Annotated in this window: 16 protein-coding genes; 7 read left to right on the forward strand and 9 right to left on the reverse strand. The window is 38.6% G+C overall.

The window, feature by feature from the left end:
* The first annotated feature begins 7 nt into the window (after window positions 1–7).
* The 3 genes from AC0VZ5_RS03075 to AC0VZ5_RS03085 all read left to right on the forward strand — a co-directional run bounded on the left by AC0VZ5_RS03075 (window position 8) and on the right by AC0VZ5_RS03085 (window position 2,445).
* On the forward strand, window positions 8–1,138 hold the full coding sequence (locus tag AC0VZ5_RS03075; RefSeq protein ID WP_008115142.1) for a sodium ion-translocating decarboxylase subunit beta: 1,131 nt from the start codon (window positions 8–10) through the stop codon (window positions 1,136–1,138).
* A gap of 139 nt (window positions 1,139–1,277) precedes the next feature.
* Window positions 1,278–2,249, forward strand: a complete 972-nt coding sequence (locus AC0VZ5_RS03080; protein WP_475474234.1) for an aldo/keto reductase — start codon at window positions 1,278–1,280, stop codon at window positions 2,247–2,249.
* A 19-nt stretch (window positions 2,250–2,268) separates the two neighbouring features.
* Complete coding sequence (locus tag AC0VZ5_RS03085) at window positions 2,269–2,445, forward strand: hypothetical protein (protein WP_171039582.1); 177 nt, start codon at window positions 2,269–2,271, stop codon at window positions 2,443–2,445.
* 148 nt (window positions 2,446–2,593) lie between these two features.
* Here the strand turns inward: AC0VZ5_RS03085 and AC0VZ5_RS03090 are convergent, their stop codons facing one another.
* Window positions 2,594–3,907 carry a peptidoglycan DD-metalloendopeptidase family protein gene (locus AC0VZ5_RS03090; RefSeq protein ID WP_010390821.1) on the reverse strand — a complete coding sequence of 438 codons (1,314 nt, stop codon included), beginning with the start codon at window positions 3,905–3,907 and terminating at the stop codon, window positions 2,594–2,596.
* A gap of 491 nt (window positions 3,908–4,398) precedes the next feature.
* Between AC0VZ5_RS03090 and tyrS the strand changes: the two genes are divergently transcribed.
* A complete protein-coding gene (gene tyrS, locus AC0VZ5_RS03095) occupies window positions 4,399–5,598 on the forward strand; it encodes a tyrosine--tRNA ligase (protein ID WP_178955091.1) in 1,200 nt (399 codons plus the stop codon).
* 49 nt (window positions 5,599–5,647) lie between these two features.
* Here tyrS and AC0VZ5_RS03100 read toward each other — a convergent pair whose 3' ends face one another.
* The 4 genes from AC0VZ5_RS03100 to folE2 all read right to left on the reverse strand — a co-directional run bounded on the left by AC0VZ5_RS03100 (window position 5,648) and on the right by folE2 (window position 9,035).
* Entirely contained in the window at window positions 5,648–6,601 is a 954-nt protein-coding gene (locus AC0VZ5_RS03100; RefSeq protein ID WP_475474237.1) for a cobalamin biosynthesis protein CobD/CbiB, read from the reverse strand.
* Complete coding sequence (gene mtnN, locus AC0VZ5_RS03105; RefSeq protein ID WP_138604939.1) at window positions 6,602–7,309, reverse strand: 5'-methylthioadenosine/S-adenosylhomocysteine nucleosidase; 708 nt, start codon at window positions 7,307–7,309, stop codon at window positions 6,602–6,604.
* Between the two features lie 112 nt (window positions 7,310–7,421).
* Complete coding sequence (locus AC0VZ5_RS03110) at window positions 7,422–8,018, reverse strand: DUF2726 domain-containing protein (protein ID WP_138604940.1); 597 nt, start codon at window positions 8,016–8,018, stop codon at window positions 7,422–7,424.
* A 93-nt stretch (window positions 8,019–8,111) separates the two neighbouring features.
* Window positions 8,112–9,035 (reverse strand): GTP cyclohydrolase FolE2, encoded by a 924-nt coding sequence (folE2, locus tag AC0VZ5_RS03115; RefSeq protein ID WP_475474240.1) that lies wholly within the window; start codon window positions 9,033–9,035, stop codon window positions 8,112–8,114.
* Window positions 9,036–9,241: 206 nt separating this feature from the next.
* Here folE2 and arcB point away from each other — a divergent pair, with 206 nt between their 5' ends.
* The gene (arcB, locus tag AC0VZ5_RS03120; protein WP_178955097.1) at window positions 9,242–11,560 is read left to right on the forward strand and encodes an aerobic respiration two-component sensor histidine kinase ArcB; all 2,319 of its coding nucleotides are present in this window, start codon (window positions 9,242–9,244) and stop codon (window positions 11,558–11,560) included.
* 8 nt (window positions 11,561–11,568) lie between these two features.
* Here arcB and arcA read toward each other — a convergent pair whose 3' ends face one another.
* From arcA to trmB, 4 genes are all read right to left on the reverse strand, one after another.
* Window positions 11,569–12,285, reverse strand: a complete 717-nt coding sequence (gene arcA / locus AC0VZ5_RS03125) for a two-component system response regulator ArcA (protein WP_008110444.1) — start codon at window positions 12,283–12,285, stop codon at window positions 11,569–11,571.
* 456 nt (window positions 12,286–12,741) lie between these two features.
* Window positions 12,742–14,343, reverse strand: a complete 1,602-nt coding sequence (locus tag AC0VZ5_RS03130) for an ATP-binding protein (protein WP_178955099.1) — start codon at window positions 14,341–14,343, stop codon at window positions 12,742–12,744.
* Between the two features lie 184 nt (window positions 14,344–14,527).
* On the reverse strand, window positions 14,528–15,553 hold the full coding sequence (locus AC0VZ5_RS03135; RefSeq protein ID WP_138604944.1) for a methyltransferase: 1,026 nt from the start codon (window positions 15,551–15,553) through the stop codon (window positions 14,528–14,530).
* A 36-nt stretch (window positions 15,554–15,589) separates the two neighbouring features.
* Window positions 15,590–16,315 carry a tRNA (guanosine(46)-N7)-methyltransferase TrmB gene (gene trmB, locus AC0VZ5_RS03140; RefSeq protein ID WP_010390835.1) on the reverse strand — a complete coding sequence of 242 codons (726 nt, stop codon included), beginning with the start codon at window positions 16,313–16,315 and terminating at the stop codon, window positions 15,590–15,592.
* 150 nt (window positions 16,316–16,465) lie between these two features.
* On the opposite strand from trmB, the gene mutY reads away from it, so the two are divergent.
* Together mutY and AC0VZ5_RS03150 are read left to right on the forward strand one after the other, a co-directional pair.
* A complete protein-coding gene (mutY, locus tag AC0VZ5_RS03145) occupies window positions 16,466–17,527 on the forward strand; it encodes an A/G-specific adenine glycosylase (protein WP_178955103.1) in 1,062 nt (353 codons plus the stop codon).
* A gap of 34 nt (window positions 17,528–17,561) precedes the next feature.
* Window positions 17,562–17,834 carry an oxidative damage protection protein gene (locus AC0VZ5_RS03150; RefSeq protein ID WP_008110439.1) on the forward strand — a complete coding sequence of 91 codons (273 nt, stop codon included), beginning with the start codon at window positions 17,562–17,564 and terminating at the stop codon, window positions 17,832–17,834.
* The last annotated feature ends 49 nt before the right edge of the window (window positions 17,835–17,883 follow it).

The raw sequence follows: 17,883 nt of genomic DNA on the forward strand, positions 1-17,883 counted from the left end.
ATAGAGGATGGATGGTATTTTAAACCTCTGGCATGCCACAGGCATTGCTAACTTTACATTTCCTGGGCTGATCATGATTGCCGTTGGTTGTTTGCTATTATTTTTAGCAATTGCCAAAAACTTTGAGCCGTTATTGCTACTGCCCATTGGTTTCGGAGCTATTTTAACTAATATTCCAGTAGCTGGTTTATCAGATCCAGGTGGCTTACTTTACTATGTTTATTATGTTGGTATTGATACCGGTATTTTTCCGCTATTAATATTTATGGGAGTGGGGGCCTTAACTGATTTTAGTGCCTTAATTGCCAACCCGCGTATGTTGCTATTAGGTGCGGCAGCGCAGTTTGGTATTTTTGCGACGTTATTTGGCGCTATTTTACTTAACTTTATTCCGGGATTTGAATTTAGCTTACAAGATGCTTCTGCAATTGCGATTATTGGTGGTGCAGATGGGCCAACCGCTATCTTTTTAGCGTCAAAGCTGGCCCCTGATTTACTGGGCGCTATAGCGGTGGCTGCGTACTCGTACATGGCGTTGGTTCCTATTATTCAGCCACCTATTATGCGTGCGTTTACAACGCCTGAAGAACGTAAAATTCAAATGCCAGAACTGCGTAAAGTATCTAAAAAGGAAAAAATTATTTTCCCACTGATGGTGCTTACCTTAACTGCTATATTCTTACCTGCGGCAATTCCGCTGGTTGGTATGTTCTGTTTAGGTAACTTAATGCGTGAGTCGGGTGTAGTTGATAGGCTCAGCAACAGTGCGCAAAACGAAATCATTAATATCACCACCATATTTCTAGGACTTGCAGTGGGCTCTAAGCTTGCTGCCGAGCAGTTCTTAACAGTAGAAACTATTGGTATTTTGGTACTGGGTGCACTGGCGTTTGCTATTGGTACAGCCTCAGGTGTATTTATGGCTAAAGGCTTAAATAAGATATCAAAAACCCCCATAAACCCATTAATTGGTGCTGCGGGTGTATCCGCTGTGCCTATGGCAGCACGTGTTGTTAATAAGGTTGGGCTTGAAAATAACCCGCATAACTTCTTATTAATGCATGCCATGGGGCCTAATGTTGCAGGGGTGCTTGGTAGTGCTGTTGCGGCAGGTATTTTACTAGCTCTTGTGGGTTAAATATAATTTAGACTCAACCTATTAGCGCAGTTTACTGCGCTTTTTTTTGCATAAAATTCACTGTTTTGACTTAAGCGGTTTCTTGTATAGGGTTTTTTGTTTAAAGTAATCACTCTTCATTTTTTAAAGGGCTGTCAAAATGTTACACACTCCGCTGGCAAAATATCTCCCGAATGTAAGCAAACTTGTTTTTGGCTGTATGGGTTTGGGAGGCGCATGGAATAAAGATGCGATTACCAGTGCGCATTTACAACAAACTCATTCATGCATAGATGCCGCCATTGAAGGCGGAATTAATTTTTTCGATCATGCTGATATTTATACCTTAGGCAAAGCCGAACATGTTTTTGGTCAAGCTTTGGCTGAGCGACCAGAACTTAGAGAGCAAATGTATATTCAGTCTAAGTGTGGTATTCGCTTTGCTGATGATCAAAACCCACAACGTTATGACTTTTCAGCTGATTGGATTGAGCGCTCGGTAGAAGGCTCATTAAAACGATTAAATACTGAATATTTAGATATACTTATGTTGCATCGTCCTGATCCTTTAATGGAAGTAGAGGAAGTTGCACAAGTATTTAGTTGTTTAAAAGAAAGTGGCAAAGTGCGTCATTTTGCGGTGTCTAATATGTCGCAATATCAAATACGGTTTTTGCAACGCGCTTTAGATATGCCGATTGTGGCCAATCAAATCGAAGCGAGTTTACAAAAACATCAATGGGTTGATGAAGGCGTTTATGTGGGTAATGCCGATGGCAAGGATATTAACTTTACCCCAGGCAATATTGAATATTGCCGTGAGCATGAAATTCAGATTCAAAGTTGGGGCAGTTTATGCCAAGGCTTATACTCTGGTGGTGATTTATCAAAGGCCTCGCCTGCAGATATTAATACCAGTATTTTAGTCAGTAAGCTTGCCATACTTTATGGTACAACAGCAGAAGCTATCGTATTAGCATGGATGCTGCGCCACCCAGCATCAATTCAACCAATTATTGGCACTACTAACATAGAGCGAATAAAAGCATCCTGTGATGCGGTTAATGTTAACTTAAGTCGTGAGCATTGGTATGAGCTATATATCAGCGCGAAAGGCTGCGCTTTACCATAACCTAGTGTAGGGTGATGATATGAACATATTTGTTATTATAATTAGCTTAGTCATTGCTTTGGTGATCATTATTCCGTTACTGGAAAAATACCAAAGTAAAATGGGGCTTGAGAGCGCTACTAAATATAGTAAGTATATTTGGCCACTGGTGATGATCTCTTTGGTTGTGCAGCTTATTTATGTACTCGTAAATTAACTCTGAAATCTAGCACCAAGCAGCTTAGATACAATGGGTAATTCGTGAAACTATTCAAATATCTATGCTGGTTGGTATACTCATGACATACAAAAAAGCCTTTGCGGGTTATCCCTGCAAAGGCTTTTTTATTTAATTATTAAACTCTTTATTTAAGTGCCAACTGAAGTTCTCGGTTACGCTCAAGTTGCGCAATAAAGTTATCAGCAATAGGCTTAAACTTAGCAAGCTCTGAGCGTGGTAATGGCTCAGATTTAGGTAGTTTCACAGTTTTGGGATTACGATGAACACCGTTAACTAAAAACTCATAATGTAAATGTGCCCCAGTTACTCGACCTGTTGAGCCTACAGTACCAATTTTCTCACCTTGTTTGATTTTTTGCCCTGTTCTAACTAGGCGTTTGTTAAGGTGTAAGTACTTAGTAACGTATTGTGTACCGTGGCTTATAAATACGTAATTACCGTTATATTTACTGTAGCCCGCTTTAATAACTTTACCATTACCTGATGATACAACAGGCGTGCCTGTACGCGCAGCGTAGTCAATACCTCGGTGTGCTTTTACTTGTCCTGTAACAGGGTGTAAGCGGCGAGGATTAAAGCTTGAGCTAATATATTTAAAGTTAACCGGTGCACGTAAGAAGGCTTTTTTCATACTACGCCCTTCAGGGGTATAAAAATTACCGTCTGTGTGTCGAATTGCTGTGTAACGTTCGCCTTGGTTTATAAATTCTGCGGCAATAATCTTACCGGTGCCAATAAATTCACCGTCAACAAAATGAGATTCATATATTAAGCCAAATTCATCACCTTTACGGATGTCATTTGCAAAATCCACGTCCCAACCAAATATATCGGCAAAGTTCATGATTTGGCGTTCACTTAAACCTGCAGCGATCGCTGACGTCCAAAAACTGCTAGAAATTTCCCCACCGGCGGTTTTGCTAAGTGTTTCTATTTCTTTGCTGTCAATTGAAGTATCGTATTGGCCTTCGTCATTAAGGGTGACATATAAGGTATCTGTTTTAGATATAACGTAACGTAACTGAGCCAACGAACCATCTTTTGCAGTAGCAAAGCTTAGTGTTTCACCTGGATGAATTTTGGTAAGCTTGCGTGTTTCAGCATTTGTGTTAACCAGTTTGTAAAGCGTTTGCGCAGAAAAACCAGCGCGCTTAAAAATGTTCGCTAAATTGTCACCATTTTTAACAAGGTGATCGACAAAATCATATTCTGGAAGTTTTTGCGCTGCATGCTCTGAATTTAAGTCGGTGAGTTTTTCGTTTTCACCTACTTTTATTTGTAATTCGTAACGCTTACCAATTTCTAGCGTGTTCTCGCTATTGTCTTTGGATGCAGTGGCTTTTTCAGAAGGTAAAAAGGCTAAGGCAACAATAGCAGAAACCAAACCTAAAATAAGCATTTTGTGTTTTTTGGGGAGCGTGTTAACCACGTGGACCATAACGTGCCTTTTTCTGCTGTCAAGATAATAAATAGATTATATTGCAGGATATAACGAATAATCTATGAATACTAGTATTTTGTAGATTTAAACTCGCGTTAAATTAAGCTAAAATCATAGGGTATTCAGGCTGTTTGTGTGTAAAGTTGAATAACAGCACTATTTTATATTCTTGGATACTTTGCTTTTTCATCGTAATGTTAAATTAGCTTTTAAAACGATTTAATTGCGAGAAGTGATTAATTTACAAACTGTTTTTTGGTTTGTTATAAACACTTCTAGTGTATTATTAATCGCTCGTTTATATCCCTTTTTAGAACGTACGCCCTGCATTATAGTTGATGCTGCGATTAGTTAAAAAAGTTGTTCTAATTAAGTGGAAATTTGTTATGTTAGCTAAATAGTTTTATTTGCTTTGTTATAACGCGCTAGCAATAAATCGTGAGCATATACACCCCCTTCGTTGTCAGAATTTTTTGGAGTAACACACAGTGGATTTACAAACCGCTCTAGCAGAGATAAAACGCGGTGCAGAAGAGATATTAATTGAAGATGAGTTAGTTGAAAAATTAAAGTCGGGGAAAAAGCTAAAAATTAAAGCTGGTTTCGATCCTACGGCTCCAGATTTGCACCTAGGTCACACTGTACTAATTAACAAAATGAAAACCTTTCAAGATTTAGGTCATGAGGTTATTTTCTTAATTGGTGACTTCACCGGTATGATAGGCGATCCAACGGGCAAAAATGTTACCCGTAAGCCACTGACTCGTGATGATGTGCTTGCTAATGCTGAAACCTATAAAGAACAGGTTTTCAAAATTTTAGACCCAGCTAAAACAACCGTCGCTTTTAACTCTACCTGGATGGAGACATTGGGCGCGGCTGGAATGATAAAATTAGCAGCTCGCCAAACTGTGGCACGCATGCTTGAGCGTGATGACTTTAAAAAGCGCTATGCTGGCGGTCAATCTATCGCAATCCATGAGTTTTTATACCCACTAGTGCAGGGCTGGGATTCAGTCGCACTTGAGTCTGATGTTGAGCTAGGTGGAACTGATCAACGCTTTAACCTATTAATGGGTCGTGAGCTGCAAAAAGATGAAGGTCAAAAACCACAAACCGTACTAATGATGCCTTTACTTGAAGGGACTGATGGCGTTCAGAAAATGTCAAAGTCACTAGGAAACTACATAGGTATTACTGATACGCCTAGCGACATGTTTGGTAAAATCATGTCAATTAGTGATGTACTAATGTGGCGTTACTATGACTTGCTAAGTAGCCTTTCTATTGAGCAAATTGCAGCGCAAAAACAGCGTGTAGAGCAAGGCACTAACCCGCGCGATATTAAGATTGAATTAGCGAAAGAGTTAATTGCACGTTTTCACAGTGAAGCCGATGCGCAAGCTGCTCATGATGACTTTATTCAGCGCTTTCAGAAAAAAGCACTACCTGATGAAATTCCAGAGCTGACAGTTAATATTGATGAAGACACTATTTTAATTGCTAACTTACTAAAAGAAGCTGGCTTAGTGGCGAGTACTTCAGAGGCCATGCGTATGATCAAACAAGGCGCAGTAAAGCTTAATGGCGAAGAAAAAATTACCGATACCAAATTGGAAGTAGCAAAAGGAACAACCGCTATTTACCAAGTAGGTAAACGTAAGTTTGCAAATATTACTGTAGCCTAAAGCTTCAGAGATTATAAAAACCAGCTTCGGCTGGTTTTTTTATAACTGATCAAAAAGTTAGAACAGCCCTAATAATTTCAACGCTAATAATAATTAGTAGCCAAAAAAAACGGGCTTGATTTAGGGTATTGAGTAGCTTTGGCACATCATCAGCACTTGGCAAGCGTTCTACACCGACCCGCATTTTATTGAAACGCTGCTCAATATAAATAGCAGGCCCACCAAGTTGCACACCTAAAGATGCAGAGCACACACTTAATAACCAACCTGTATTTTTTTGATAAAAATGTCGGCCATAATGCTTAATATAATGCATGCTTTTTTTACTGGCTTTAAGTGAAGCTATTGTCAGCGCGAGTAACCGAATGGGAATGTATTCAATAATAAAAAGAATCAGTTTAAGCGGCGTCAAAAAAGAACTGTCGGGAGCTATATCAGTGCGCCACGCTTGTTGGACTAAGGTAAGCAAGCGGTAGGCGAGAGTAGCAATGGGGCCCAATAGTAAAAAAATGAAAATAACTACAAAATAATGACGGGCCATTCTTAGTATGACACTTTCCATAACCGCTTTAATAATCCCTGGGTTTGAAAGTGCCTTAACTTCACGGGCTACTAGTGGTTTTAATAATTCTCGAGCAGTTGATTTTTGATTTTTTTTGGTCAATTTCGCAATACGTATCGCTTTTTTATTTATGCTACTGCTTTCTAGGCATAAGTATAAAATAAGACCGGATAGTAGTTCAGGGTAAAAGGCAAACTCCAGCAGCAAAACCACAATAATCATAATCACAGTTAGAACAAGTGTGCTTGCTAATGAAGCGGCAAAATAATGATATTGTTTGCTGTCTGTTTTTTTATAAACACGCTGGCCAATTGCGTTAAAAATTGCAGAAAGTATATGGTTAGGGTGATACCAGCTAACTAAAGGTAAAAAGCGCTCAGCTAGGAGCGCACAAATAAATACAATAAAGTCCAAATGATTTTGAACAATATTATTGAGCATTTACAGCGTAACCGCCGTTAACTTTTCTAGTAATGCCACAACCATTTTTGATGAATTAATAGAGGCTGTTTCTAAGTACTCTTCAAATGATTGCGGTGACTCTTTGCCGGCAATATCAGACATTGAGCGAATAACAACAAATGGTGTGTTAAGTGCAAAACACGTTTGTGCAATTGACGCACCTTCCATTTCTACTGCTAGCATTGTAGGGAAGTCATTGCGTGTTTTTTCAATACGAACAGGGTCACACATAAATGAGTCACCAGTACAAATTAAACCAACAAGCGTTTTTACTTCGCTGATTTGTGCAATTGTTTGCTCAGCGGCTTCTACTAGCTTAGGGTGTGCTGTAAAGCCTGCAGGCATTTGTGGTACTTGGCCAATTTCGTAACCAAACGCTGTTACATCTACATCGTGATGACGAACTTCTGATGAAATCACTACATCGCCAACGTTAAGCGAAGGGTCGAAACCACCGGCAGAGCCTGTGTTAATAACACAATCAGGCTTAAAGTTATCGATAAGTAAAGTGGTTGCAATAGTTGAAGCAACTTTACCAATGCCTGATTGCACTAAAGTAACAGTATTACCAGCAAGCTCACCAGTATAAAACGTAAAGCCTGCTTTGGTTAAAACCTGTGGATTTTGCATCGCTTCGCGCAAAATTTTAACTTCTGGCTCCATGGCGCCAATAATACCAACATTCATAGTGTTAAATTCCTAAGTTTGAATAGCCTGATTATACGTGAAGTCTGCTATAAAAAACAAAAAAGCGAGTCATTTAAAATGCTCGCTTTAATAGATTGCTTTAACTCAGTAGTTATATTTCAGCAAGGGCGGTTGAATGTGCTTTTGCTTGAGAAGGTGATAATACCGCAGGCTTATGGACTCTAGTACGAGTCGGGCGTGCAGGTTGTGATTTAGCAGGCTTGCCTAATTTAAACATAATGGCATCGCGAACTTCACTTGGGCGGTAGCCTGACTTTACTTTCATACGAATATGTGGAATGCCAGCGGCTTCTAATGCACCGTTAACAAACCAATCACGCTGTGCTTTGTGACCATCTTTGTTGGCATTATTAACTAAGTCAACCGCAGCCACTATGGTCATTTTTTCTTTGTCGACTAACACAAAGTCGAGCTGTTTATTTTTTGCTTTAGCTAATGCCGCACGTTTAGATTTGACAGATAGACCTTGTTTACAGTCAATCACATCTATTAGTTTAACGCGACTAACAATTTTATATTGGTCGCCAACAGCGCGTTCTAATAAATTCAGAAACGCCCCTTCTACTTGGGTAAATACACTTTGCTTACGAGTAAAAGGATAAGGGTTTCCGCCGTCATCACTAAATTTTGACGCAACTACAGATGCCCCAACAACTAGCACTAATATTAATAATAAAGCGAATTCCATACGGTAACTCCATAACAACAAATTGACACTGCTTTTCTAAAGCAATTTATGTGCCCAAATAGTTGTTATGGTTATTTTAGTTACCGTCGGTGTTTATAGTGCTGTGTATCCGCCCTCTATACCTTTTACTGCAATCGCAACGGCATCATGCGCATGCAGAGATTCATAGTGGTTAATTTGTAAAAAATAGTCGCTAAACTGTTTTGCTTCTAAGGTAGTTTTAATTTTTCGTGCTGCGTCTTCACAAAACATTAAGTTTTGACCATTTAAACGAGCAAACTCTTGTTCGTCTTCACGTTTTACCGCGGCTTGTACTGGTGTTTTAAGCTCATCTTCTAGTAAGTTTATTAAATTAACTACATCAAACTCTTGAATGTTTTGATCTAGCTTTACTTTAACATTAGCAATAGAACGCTGTGAATGCGGGGTTGCTACAATGCCTTGAGTTGTTCCAAGCCACTCTAAAACCTCTGATTGAGTTAGTGTTTCTTGAGCAAACTTTTCGCTAAACGCATTTTGGATAAGTTGACGAGCAAGGGCTGCAGAGCAGGGGCAGGTTGATGAGTAAGTAACATCAACACTGAGTTCAAAACTAATAACACCTTGGTTTATAGTACTGGTAAGTACAACTGGGTAGCTTTTCCAGCCGGCTTTGCCACTAAGTAATGATTTACGGCGCAGCGGTAATTCAAATTTAAATTCGATTTGTGCTTTATCGCTTAAGCCTTCATGGCTGGTGATAAAGGTATCTAATGCTTGTGCTAAGGTGTGCGGGTTGACCTGCTGCTCCGTTGAGAGGTGATCAAGTGCTAAAAACAGACGCGACATGTGGATGCCTTTGGCATCTTCTTGGTGTAAATTAACAAAAGCGCGAGCTTTTGCATTAACAGTAACCGGAGCTAAATCAAGAGATTCAAAAATAAAAGGCAGCTCTATATCGCCCATTCCTACCCAGTCTAATTTACCTGTTTGTAATGCTGCAGCTGTGTTAGCAATATCTGGCATAGTCGTTTGCATGATACGTTACTCGTTATTTGCAATATTTAAAACATCACATTTTACACTAAATAAAGAATTGCTGAAATGCAGCAAATAACAGCAAACATGAAATTTTACTGTTTTTATCGCACAACATGAAAATAGCTGATAGAAAATGCTAAAATTAGCTTTTAATCATACTTACTTATAAAAACTAAGCATTTAGCCAAGAGAAACACTGATATATGACAGATTCTTCTTTGAACCCGTGGGTTCGAGTACTTTCCAGTTCAATAACTCGTTTTGGTGAGTTTAAAACTGCAGCTATTTGCTATGCATTATTACTGACGGTATCGATGGTTTTATCGAGTATGTTTTACTATGTTGCTATTGGAGAAGTGAACTTAGTTGATATATTAGCTATAGTATTTTTTACTTCAGTTGTTTCTCCTTTGGTGATTAGCGTACTGCTAAACTCTATTCGGCAACTTGATGCCTCTTATGCCTATTTAGATAGTGCCACAAAACAAGAAAAGCTTTTAAATCAAACTCTCAAAGACAATATTAATCGTTTAAACATTGAAATTGACGAACGTAAAATGGCCTTCCATGCCAAGCATAGGGCAATAGAAGAGCTCAGGCGTGAAATTGCAGAGCGTAAAAAAACGCAACAAGAGCTCGCACAACAAGGTATGTTACTGCGCTCTATTGTAGACTCCTCACCAGATTTATTTTATTACCGTGATAACAATGGGGTGTTTGCCGGTTGTAATAAAATGTTTGAAGAGGTGATGGGCAAAACCAGTGGAGAATTAATTGGCAAAGCCGCAGAAGAGATATTTCCAAGCCACTTTTTATCTGAAGTATTAAGAACCGATGAGCAGGTTGAACGCACTCATCAAGGTTTAACTATCGATGTAGAATATTCTGTAAATGGTGAAATAAGATGGTTTGAACTGAGAAAGCTTCCCTTCATAAATGAGCAGGGCGATTACATTGGTTTGCTAGCCTTTGGCCGTGACATTACCAGCCGTAAAGAAGCCGCGCAGGCACTGGAGACTGCTTATAAAGATAAAGGGAAATTTATTGCCACCTTGAGCCATGAATTACGCACTCCGCTCAACGGTATCGTTGGCTTAACTCGGATGCTATTGGATACTGAACTTAATAAACAGCAGCGTAGTTGGTGTAATACGGTGTTTTCAAGTGCAGAGACATTGGGTAATATATTTAACGATATTATAGATTTAGATAAGATAGATCGTGAGCAATTAGATATTGCTGCCAACGAAATTAATGTTTCTGACTTTATTAATGACGTGGTTAACTTTGCAGGCCTCATTGCGGAGCAAAAAGAGCTTTCTTTTGAAGTAAAACGCTCTGGAACACTCGATATATATGCTCTACTTGACCCCACTCGTTTACGCCAAGTGGTATGGAACTTAATTAATAATGCGGTTAAATTTACCCAGCACGGTAGTGTCACCTTAGATTGCGGTAGAGAAAACCGTGAAGATGGCCCATGGCTTATTATAAAAATACTTGATACCGGTGAAGGGATCCCGCAAGAACAACTTACACGCATTTTTGATATGTACTACAAAGCACCTGATCTTAAAGGGACCAATGCGATTGGTTCAGGTATTGGCTTAGCCGTAACAAAAGCGCTAGTAAGTGCTATGAAAGGCATTATAACTGTTAATAGTACTCCCGGAGAGGGCAGTTGCTTTACCGTTCAAATTCCGCTGAATTTATGTAGTGCTCCTACCGAACATAGTTATGTAGGGCGTAGCTTATATATTTTATTAGTGGAAGATGTGCCACTTAATGCTGAAATTGCTACTAATTTATTAGAACAACGTGGTCATGAAGTGTTGTGGGCTGAAACAGGTGAAGATGCTTTATCGTTTGTAGAAACCGAAGATGACCTAGATTTAGTGTTGCTTGATATGCAGTTGCCTGATATTAATGGCGATGAAGTAGCAAGACAAATACGCGCACAAAGCCATTTTAACCAGCTACCTATTGTGGCACTTACCGCCAATGTTCGCAGTGCTGAAGAAGAGCTTGAGGGTATTTCTATTCAAGGAGCGTTGGCTAAACCAATAAATACTAGCAAATTAGATAATATGCTCGCTGAACTATTTGGTATTAAACAGTCGCAAATTGAGGCTCCTCAACGAGTAGTCAATCAAGAGTTGTTAAATCAAATAAATACTGACTTGTTAGATATTGAAACCATTGAAGACTTTGTAAACTCGATGGGGGTTGAAGTATTTAAACGCAGTAGTCAGTTGTTTAAAAAGCTAAATCCGCAATATCAACATGAGCTATTAGAATCATTAAAAACAGCAGACAGAGAAGAATATAAATCCGTTGCGCATAAGTTAAAAGGTGCCGCTGGTTCGGTAGGTCTGAATGATGTGCAGTTGCATGCAAAGCAAATGGAGCATGGTGCGCTGGAACAAAGTGATGAAGTATTAACAGTTTGGCTTGATGAATTAGCAGACAAAATAAATGAAGGACAACAGGCCCTTCATTTATTTTTACAACAATTAGAATAAAAAACTAATTAGCTGTCGATTTTACCAATGAAGCGGTAACCTTCACCATGAATGGTGCTGATCAACTCAGACGTTGAATTGTCGCTTTCAAAGTGCTTACGAATACGTCGAATAGTAACATCAACTGTACGGTCGTTAGCGCGAAGTTCACGGCCAGTCATGTGTTTAATTAGTTGCTCACGGCTAAATATACGACCTGGTGAGTCAAGCATTAAACGCAGTGCTCTGTATTCCCCTTTCGGTAGACGTTTTGCATCTCCATTTGGAGAAGTAAGGCAACGACTGTTTTCGTCAAGTTCCCAACCGTTAAAGGTGATCACGCCATTGGTTTCAATAGCTGATTCTTCACCACCTAGTGCGGTACGCGTAATTAAGTTACGTGCACGAATAGTTAATTCACGTGGGTTGAAAGGCTTAGTAATATAGTCATCAGCACCAATTTCAAGACCTAAAATACGGTCTACATCGTTGTCACGGCCTGTTAAGAAAATAAGACCAACTTTGCGTTTTTGGCGTAATTCGCGAGCTAAAATAAGCCCGTTTTTACCTGGCAGGTTGATGTCCATAACTACAAGATTGACGTCATCGTTATTTGTAAGCTTATCATGCATATCATCGCCATCAATGGCTTCAATAACTTTGTAACCTTCAGCTTCAAATAAACTAACGAGGTTTAGTCTAGTTACGTCTTCATCCTCTACGATCAGAATGACTGGCGTTTGCATCTTTAATTAACCTTTTTGGAGTGTGTTTTATTTATAAAATCGGCGTGATCATCAGAGCCGACTACTAGAATTATAGGATTATATCTAAATGTTAACAAGTAAAAACAAATTAGATATAAACAGCTGCGTGCCCAAACCTACTATGACGTATTATTAAAAACCGCGGCTTAATTGATACTTAACGTTGAATGTATAATTTGAATTGTAGAGTCGAAGCCATTTCCCTTTAATAATTGATACATCCATCAACCACCTAAAGATACTTAAAATAATCAGACTAATTCAAAACGGAATTATATCACTTTCCAACTTTTCATCAATGTATGTGATATGTAAAACACAATTAAGTTCCTTAATTGTGTGAAATACAGCATTAATGATACAACTGTTTAGTTGGTTATGTCTTAGTATGGTCATAAAGTTGTAATTCAAGTGGGTAAAAGCGTTCTTTCGCTTTTAGAGTGTAATAATAAACCGGGCGCCTTGCTGATACTCGGTATCTAACACAATTTCTCCGGCTAATGCTTGAGTCACTAAATTGTAAACCAAATGCATTCCTAAACCACTCGCCCCTTGGCCGCGCTTTGACGTTACAAATGGGTCAAATATTTTCGCTCGTATACTATTTTCAACACCTAGCCCGTTGTCGGTGTAGGTAATTTGTGTTTTTGTTTTCGTTACCACAATATCAATCTGTACTTCATTGTCATCGCCAGCTTCAAAGCCGTGCAGCAGGGAATTTAAAATAAGCTGATGGAATACTTGCTGTAGTGGTCCTTTTTTACTTTCAACGGTTAAATCTGCTGGACAATTTATAAGAACTTTTGGGTTTTTAAGTTTTAGCTCTTGCCCCATAGACAGTAGCGTGTCGTTAATTAAGTGTTGTAAATTAACAGTGCTGGTTATTTCATCATCTTTGAGCACCGCGACTTTTTTAAAGTTAGAAATAAGTTCTGCAACGCGGTTTAAGCTGCTATAGATTAGGTCTAAGTTTTCAATACCATCATTAGTAAATTGCTCAAATTGACTCGCGGTTAATGATTTATTATGAAAATTAACCTGTAGCTCTGCGAGTTTATCTCGCAATAAAGTGGAGCCTGTAATACCAAGTCCTATCGGTGTATTTACCTCATGAGCAACCCCTGCCACCATTTGCCCTAATGAAGCCATTTTTTTGTTTTCGACAATTTGAGTTTGGTATTGGTGCATCTTTTCTAGAGTAGATAACAGCTCTTTATTGGCCTCTCTGAGCGCAATAGTGCGTTGACTCACTTTCTCTTCAAGGTTTGAGTTTAGCTGCTTAATTTCTTGTTTATCTTCTTCATGGCGCTCTATTTGCCTTTGTGTGCGTGCAAGCATTACATTTAAGCTATTAGAAAGCCGAGTTATTTCAGTGAGGTTCGTTAAAGGCGCACGCGCATAGTAATTATGTTTTTTAGCTATGTTTTGCAACAACAAGCTTAAGTTTTCAATCGGGCTGGCAATCCTTTTTTGTAGCCTTAAAATAATCAAAGAAATAAAAATAAGTATTAAAGCCATAATAACGATATCAATTATAATCTTTTTAGTTATTAGCTGATTTAAGTTATCTAAGCTGCCTCTAATATAGACATAGCCAAGCAGCTGTTCATTATTGAGTATTGGGGTAATGTACTCAATGTACTCATCGCTAACTTGTGGTTCAGCAAAGTCATCAATGTTGTCCGTTTTAATAGGGACAGGTGGTGATTTTCGGGCATTAAAGCTGGTAAAAAACACTGGTTTATTGGTTTGCTCATCTAAGGCATATATATGTAAATTTGTAACGGATGATACTTGTTGAAGCAGCTTCAAACGTCTTTCTTCTGCAGGCCTATTTTTATTTAGTAATGAGGGCATCGCGTCAAATGCAATGATCTCAGATACCAACACAAGTTTACTAATGAGCTGTTTTTTTTGCTCTTGTGCGCTTAAGTAGGTAGAAATTGAAAGCGATAATAACAAACAGATAGCTGTTATAAGCATGATAGTTTTAAACAATATGCTACGAATGCTATTTTGCTTTACAGTTTTGGGCATTGCGAGAAGGTCATCCGTGTCAATTGTGAATCTAATAGGTAATAGTTTAGCAAAAACAGAAAAAAGTGAAGTAAAAAGATTAGCTTAATTACACTTTTTATTTTTAGCTAATCTACTTATAAAACATAAATATTTGGCTAAAATAGCTCATATTTATGTTTTGACAGGATATTAATAACTTTTTTTAGCTACTGTATACGGCAAATTTATTGTTTTTAAATACTGTGTGGTAGCTGTCAAATTGGGTTTCTAAAATAGGTGGGTATTTTAAAAAGCTATTAGCTACTATAGTCAGTTTGCCTGCCTTAGTTAAATGTTGCTTGGCATGGGTTAAAAAAGATTCCGCAACGCTGTAGTCAGTTGCAATCCCAGTATGGAAGGGCGGGTTGCTAATAATTAAATCAAACTTGCCAGTAATATTATTTAAACCATCACTGAGTATGGCTTCACCGTTTACATTATTTAACTTAAGCGTTTGTGTTGTTGCATAGGCTGCAAGTGCACTTACGTCACTACAGGTAAATGTCAGAGCTGGAGTTTTTAGACCTAAAAAAGTAGCAATAAGCCCTGCGCCACAACCAAAATCAAGGACTTTTCCGTGTTTTAAGTTAGGAGCATTTTCTAGTAGCATTTTCGTTCCAGCATCTAGCGCACCATGATTAAACACGCCCGGAATACTGACCGCTGTAAACTCAATATCCCTTACACTTACAGTAAACTCTTTATGGTAAGTACTAATATCAAACGTGCTATTGAGAGTTAGTTCTGAAAATGAATATAAAACACAATGTTTTGCTGAGTCTATTTTATTACTAAACTCGGCCTTACCGGCGAGTTGCTTTTCAATTGACTTAACACCGCTCTTGTTTTCGCCAACAACGAGTAGCTCTGCATCTTTGCTTATCACAGCACGTATGTTGTCTAACGCCATTAATAGCTCAGGTTTAGATTTAGGGTAATAAAGTATTACCAAATCATAATCGCCCGAATTAATTGTGTGGCTGATGGTTACGTCAATACCCGGTATGTTTTTTGCAAATTCACCATTAGCGTGATTATAACTAAAAGCGGTTATTTTACTTTGTGGATTGAGCGTTTTTAGCTCATTTAAAAAGCCATCTTGAACAAAGTTGACCACCAATATTGATTTACCTTTTAACTCTTCACTGTTACGAAGTAATAGTAGGCTCGGATTGGTTAATACGCTCATAAATGGCTTTACCTTACTTAATTATTTAATTAACGGTTACTTAGTACGTTCGAACATTAAATCCCATACGCCATGACCTAAACGCTGACCACGCTGTTCAAATTTAGTCAATGGACGTAGATCAGGGCGGGGGACATAGTCGTTAGTCTCAGATTGGTTTTTGTAACCTGGAGCTGCTTGCATTACTTCTAACATATGCTCTGCGTAGTTTTCCCAATCGGTTGCCATGTGAAATACGCCACCGATTTTTAATTTAGAGCGAAGTTTTTCAGCAAACTCAGTTTGTACAATGCGACGCTTGTGGTGACGCTTTTTGTGCCATGGATCAGGGAAAAATAATTGTAAGGTTGATAAGCTTTCATCGCTTATACAATCAGCAAGAACTTCTACTGCATCGTGTTCAAACACACGCAGATTAGTAACGCCAGCTTCGTCAGCATCCATTAAACATGCGCCAACGCCTGGGCGATGAACTTCTATGCCAATAAAGTTAAGATGTGGTGCATTTTTTGCCATTTCAACCAATGACTTGCCCATACCAAAACCAATTTCTAGGACTACATCATTGTCATTGCCAAAAACTTCGCTTAAATCAAGTAGGCCGTTTTTATGCTCAAGCCCCATTGTTGGCCAGCATTTTTCGATTGCAGCAGCTTGGCCTTTGGTTAATCGACCTTCGCGTTTTACAAAACTGCGAATAGTGCGGATATACTTACCTTCTTGCTTAGCTTGCTCAAGGTTGTTGTTACTTGATTCACTCATATTATTGGCCTGACAAAACAATGTGTTTAAAAATGGTTGCGTATTATCCCTGACCAGCGCTAGGTTGACAAGCATTAGGGCGTTATAGCTTGATCTTTTCAGTCACTACAATAGACTGAGCCGCCATTGAGCATTAGTAAAAAAGTAAATATGTTGGATTTAAAAAAACAGCAGTCAGATTGGTTTTCCAACCAAGTAGTTGACTGGTATCACCTTCATGGGCGCAAAACGTTACCATGGCAATTAGCTAAAACGCCTTATAAAGTGTGGGTATCTGAGGTGATGTTACAGCAAACTCAGGTTGTCACTGTTATTCCTTATTTTGAAAAGTTTATGCGAAGCTTTCCCGATATTATTGCTTTAGCAAATGCTGATGAAGATCAGGTTTTGCATCATTGGACAGGTTTAGGTTATTACGCTCGTGCACGTAATTTACATAAAACCGCTAAAATAGTTCGAGATAAATACCAAGGTCAGTTTCCTAGCACGCTTGAAGAAGTAATGGATTTACCCGGAATAGGGCGCTCTACTGCGGGGGCTGTTTTATCATTATCTTTGGGGCAGCATCACCCTATTCTTGATGGCAATGTTAAAAGAGTGCTTGCTCGTTTTTTCATGGTTGAAGGTTGGTATGGAGTTAAAAAAGTAGAAAATCAGCTTTGGCATTTAAGTGAACAACTCACTCCTAAAAATAATGTTACAGAGTTTAATCAAGCTATGATGGATTTAGGTGCAAGCTTATGTTCGCGCAGTCGCTTTGATTGTGAGGCATGCCCATTAAATAGCCGTTGTGGTGCGTTTAACGCTGGTAAAGTTAAGGAGTTTCCTCACTCTAAGCCTAAAAAAGTAGTGCCTAAAAAAAGCTGCCACCAGTTAATTATCAAGCATAACGACAAAGTGCTCATGGAAAAGCGCCCGAACAGTGGTATTTGGGGCGGATTATTTGGATTTTTTGAATTTAATGAGTACAGCGAGCTCGAAACTTTTTTAGCGCAACAAGGGCTTAAAAGTGACCTTAATGAAGTAACGCCTTTTACTCATGTATTTTCACATTTTGAGCTGACGATTAACCCGCATGTACTTAATATTGAGAAAGCCCCGGATGTTGTTAATGACAAGCAGCTGGTGTGGTATCCACTCGATCAATCAATAGAAGTAGGGTTAGCGGCACCGACTAAAAAGTTGGTTAAACAAATTACGGCAATAGTATAGAATAGCGTTATATTTAGCATTAAGGGGAAGAATCATGGCACGTACAGTATTTTGTCAAAAGTTACAAAAAGAGGCCGAAGGCCTTGGTTTTCAGTTATACCCTGGTGAACTTGGTGAGAAAATTTTTAATAATATTTCTAAAGAAGCCTGGGGGCAATGGCAGCATAAACAAACTATGCTGATCAACGAAAAGCATTTAAACATGATGGATCCAGAGCATCGTACTTTTTTAGAAGAGCAAATGGTTGGCTTTTTGTTTGAAGGTAAAGAAGTTGAGATTGAAGGTTATAAGCCAGTAGAAAAATAAATTAACTGTGCTTAGGATAATTAATAAAAAAGGGCTATGAGCCCTTTTT

This window comes from Pseudoalteromonas sp. QJM3NY_12 (assembly GCF_056173165.1).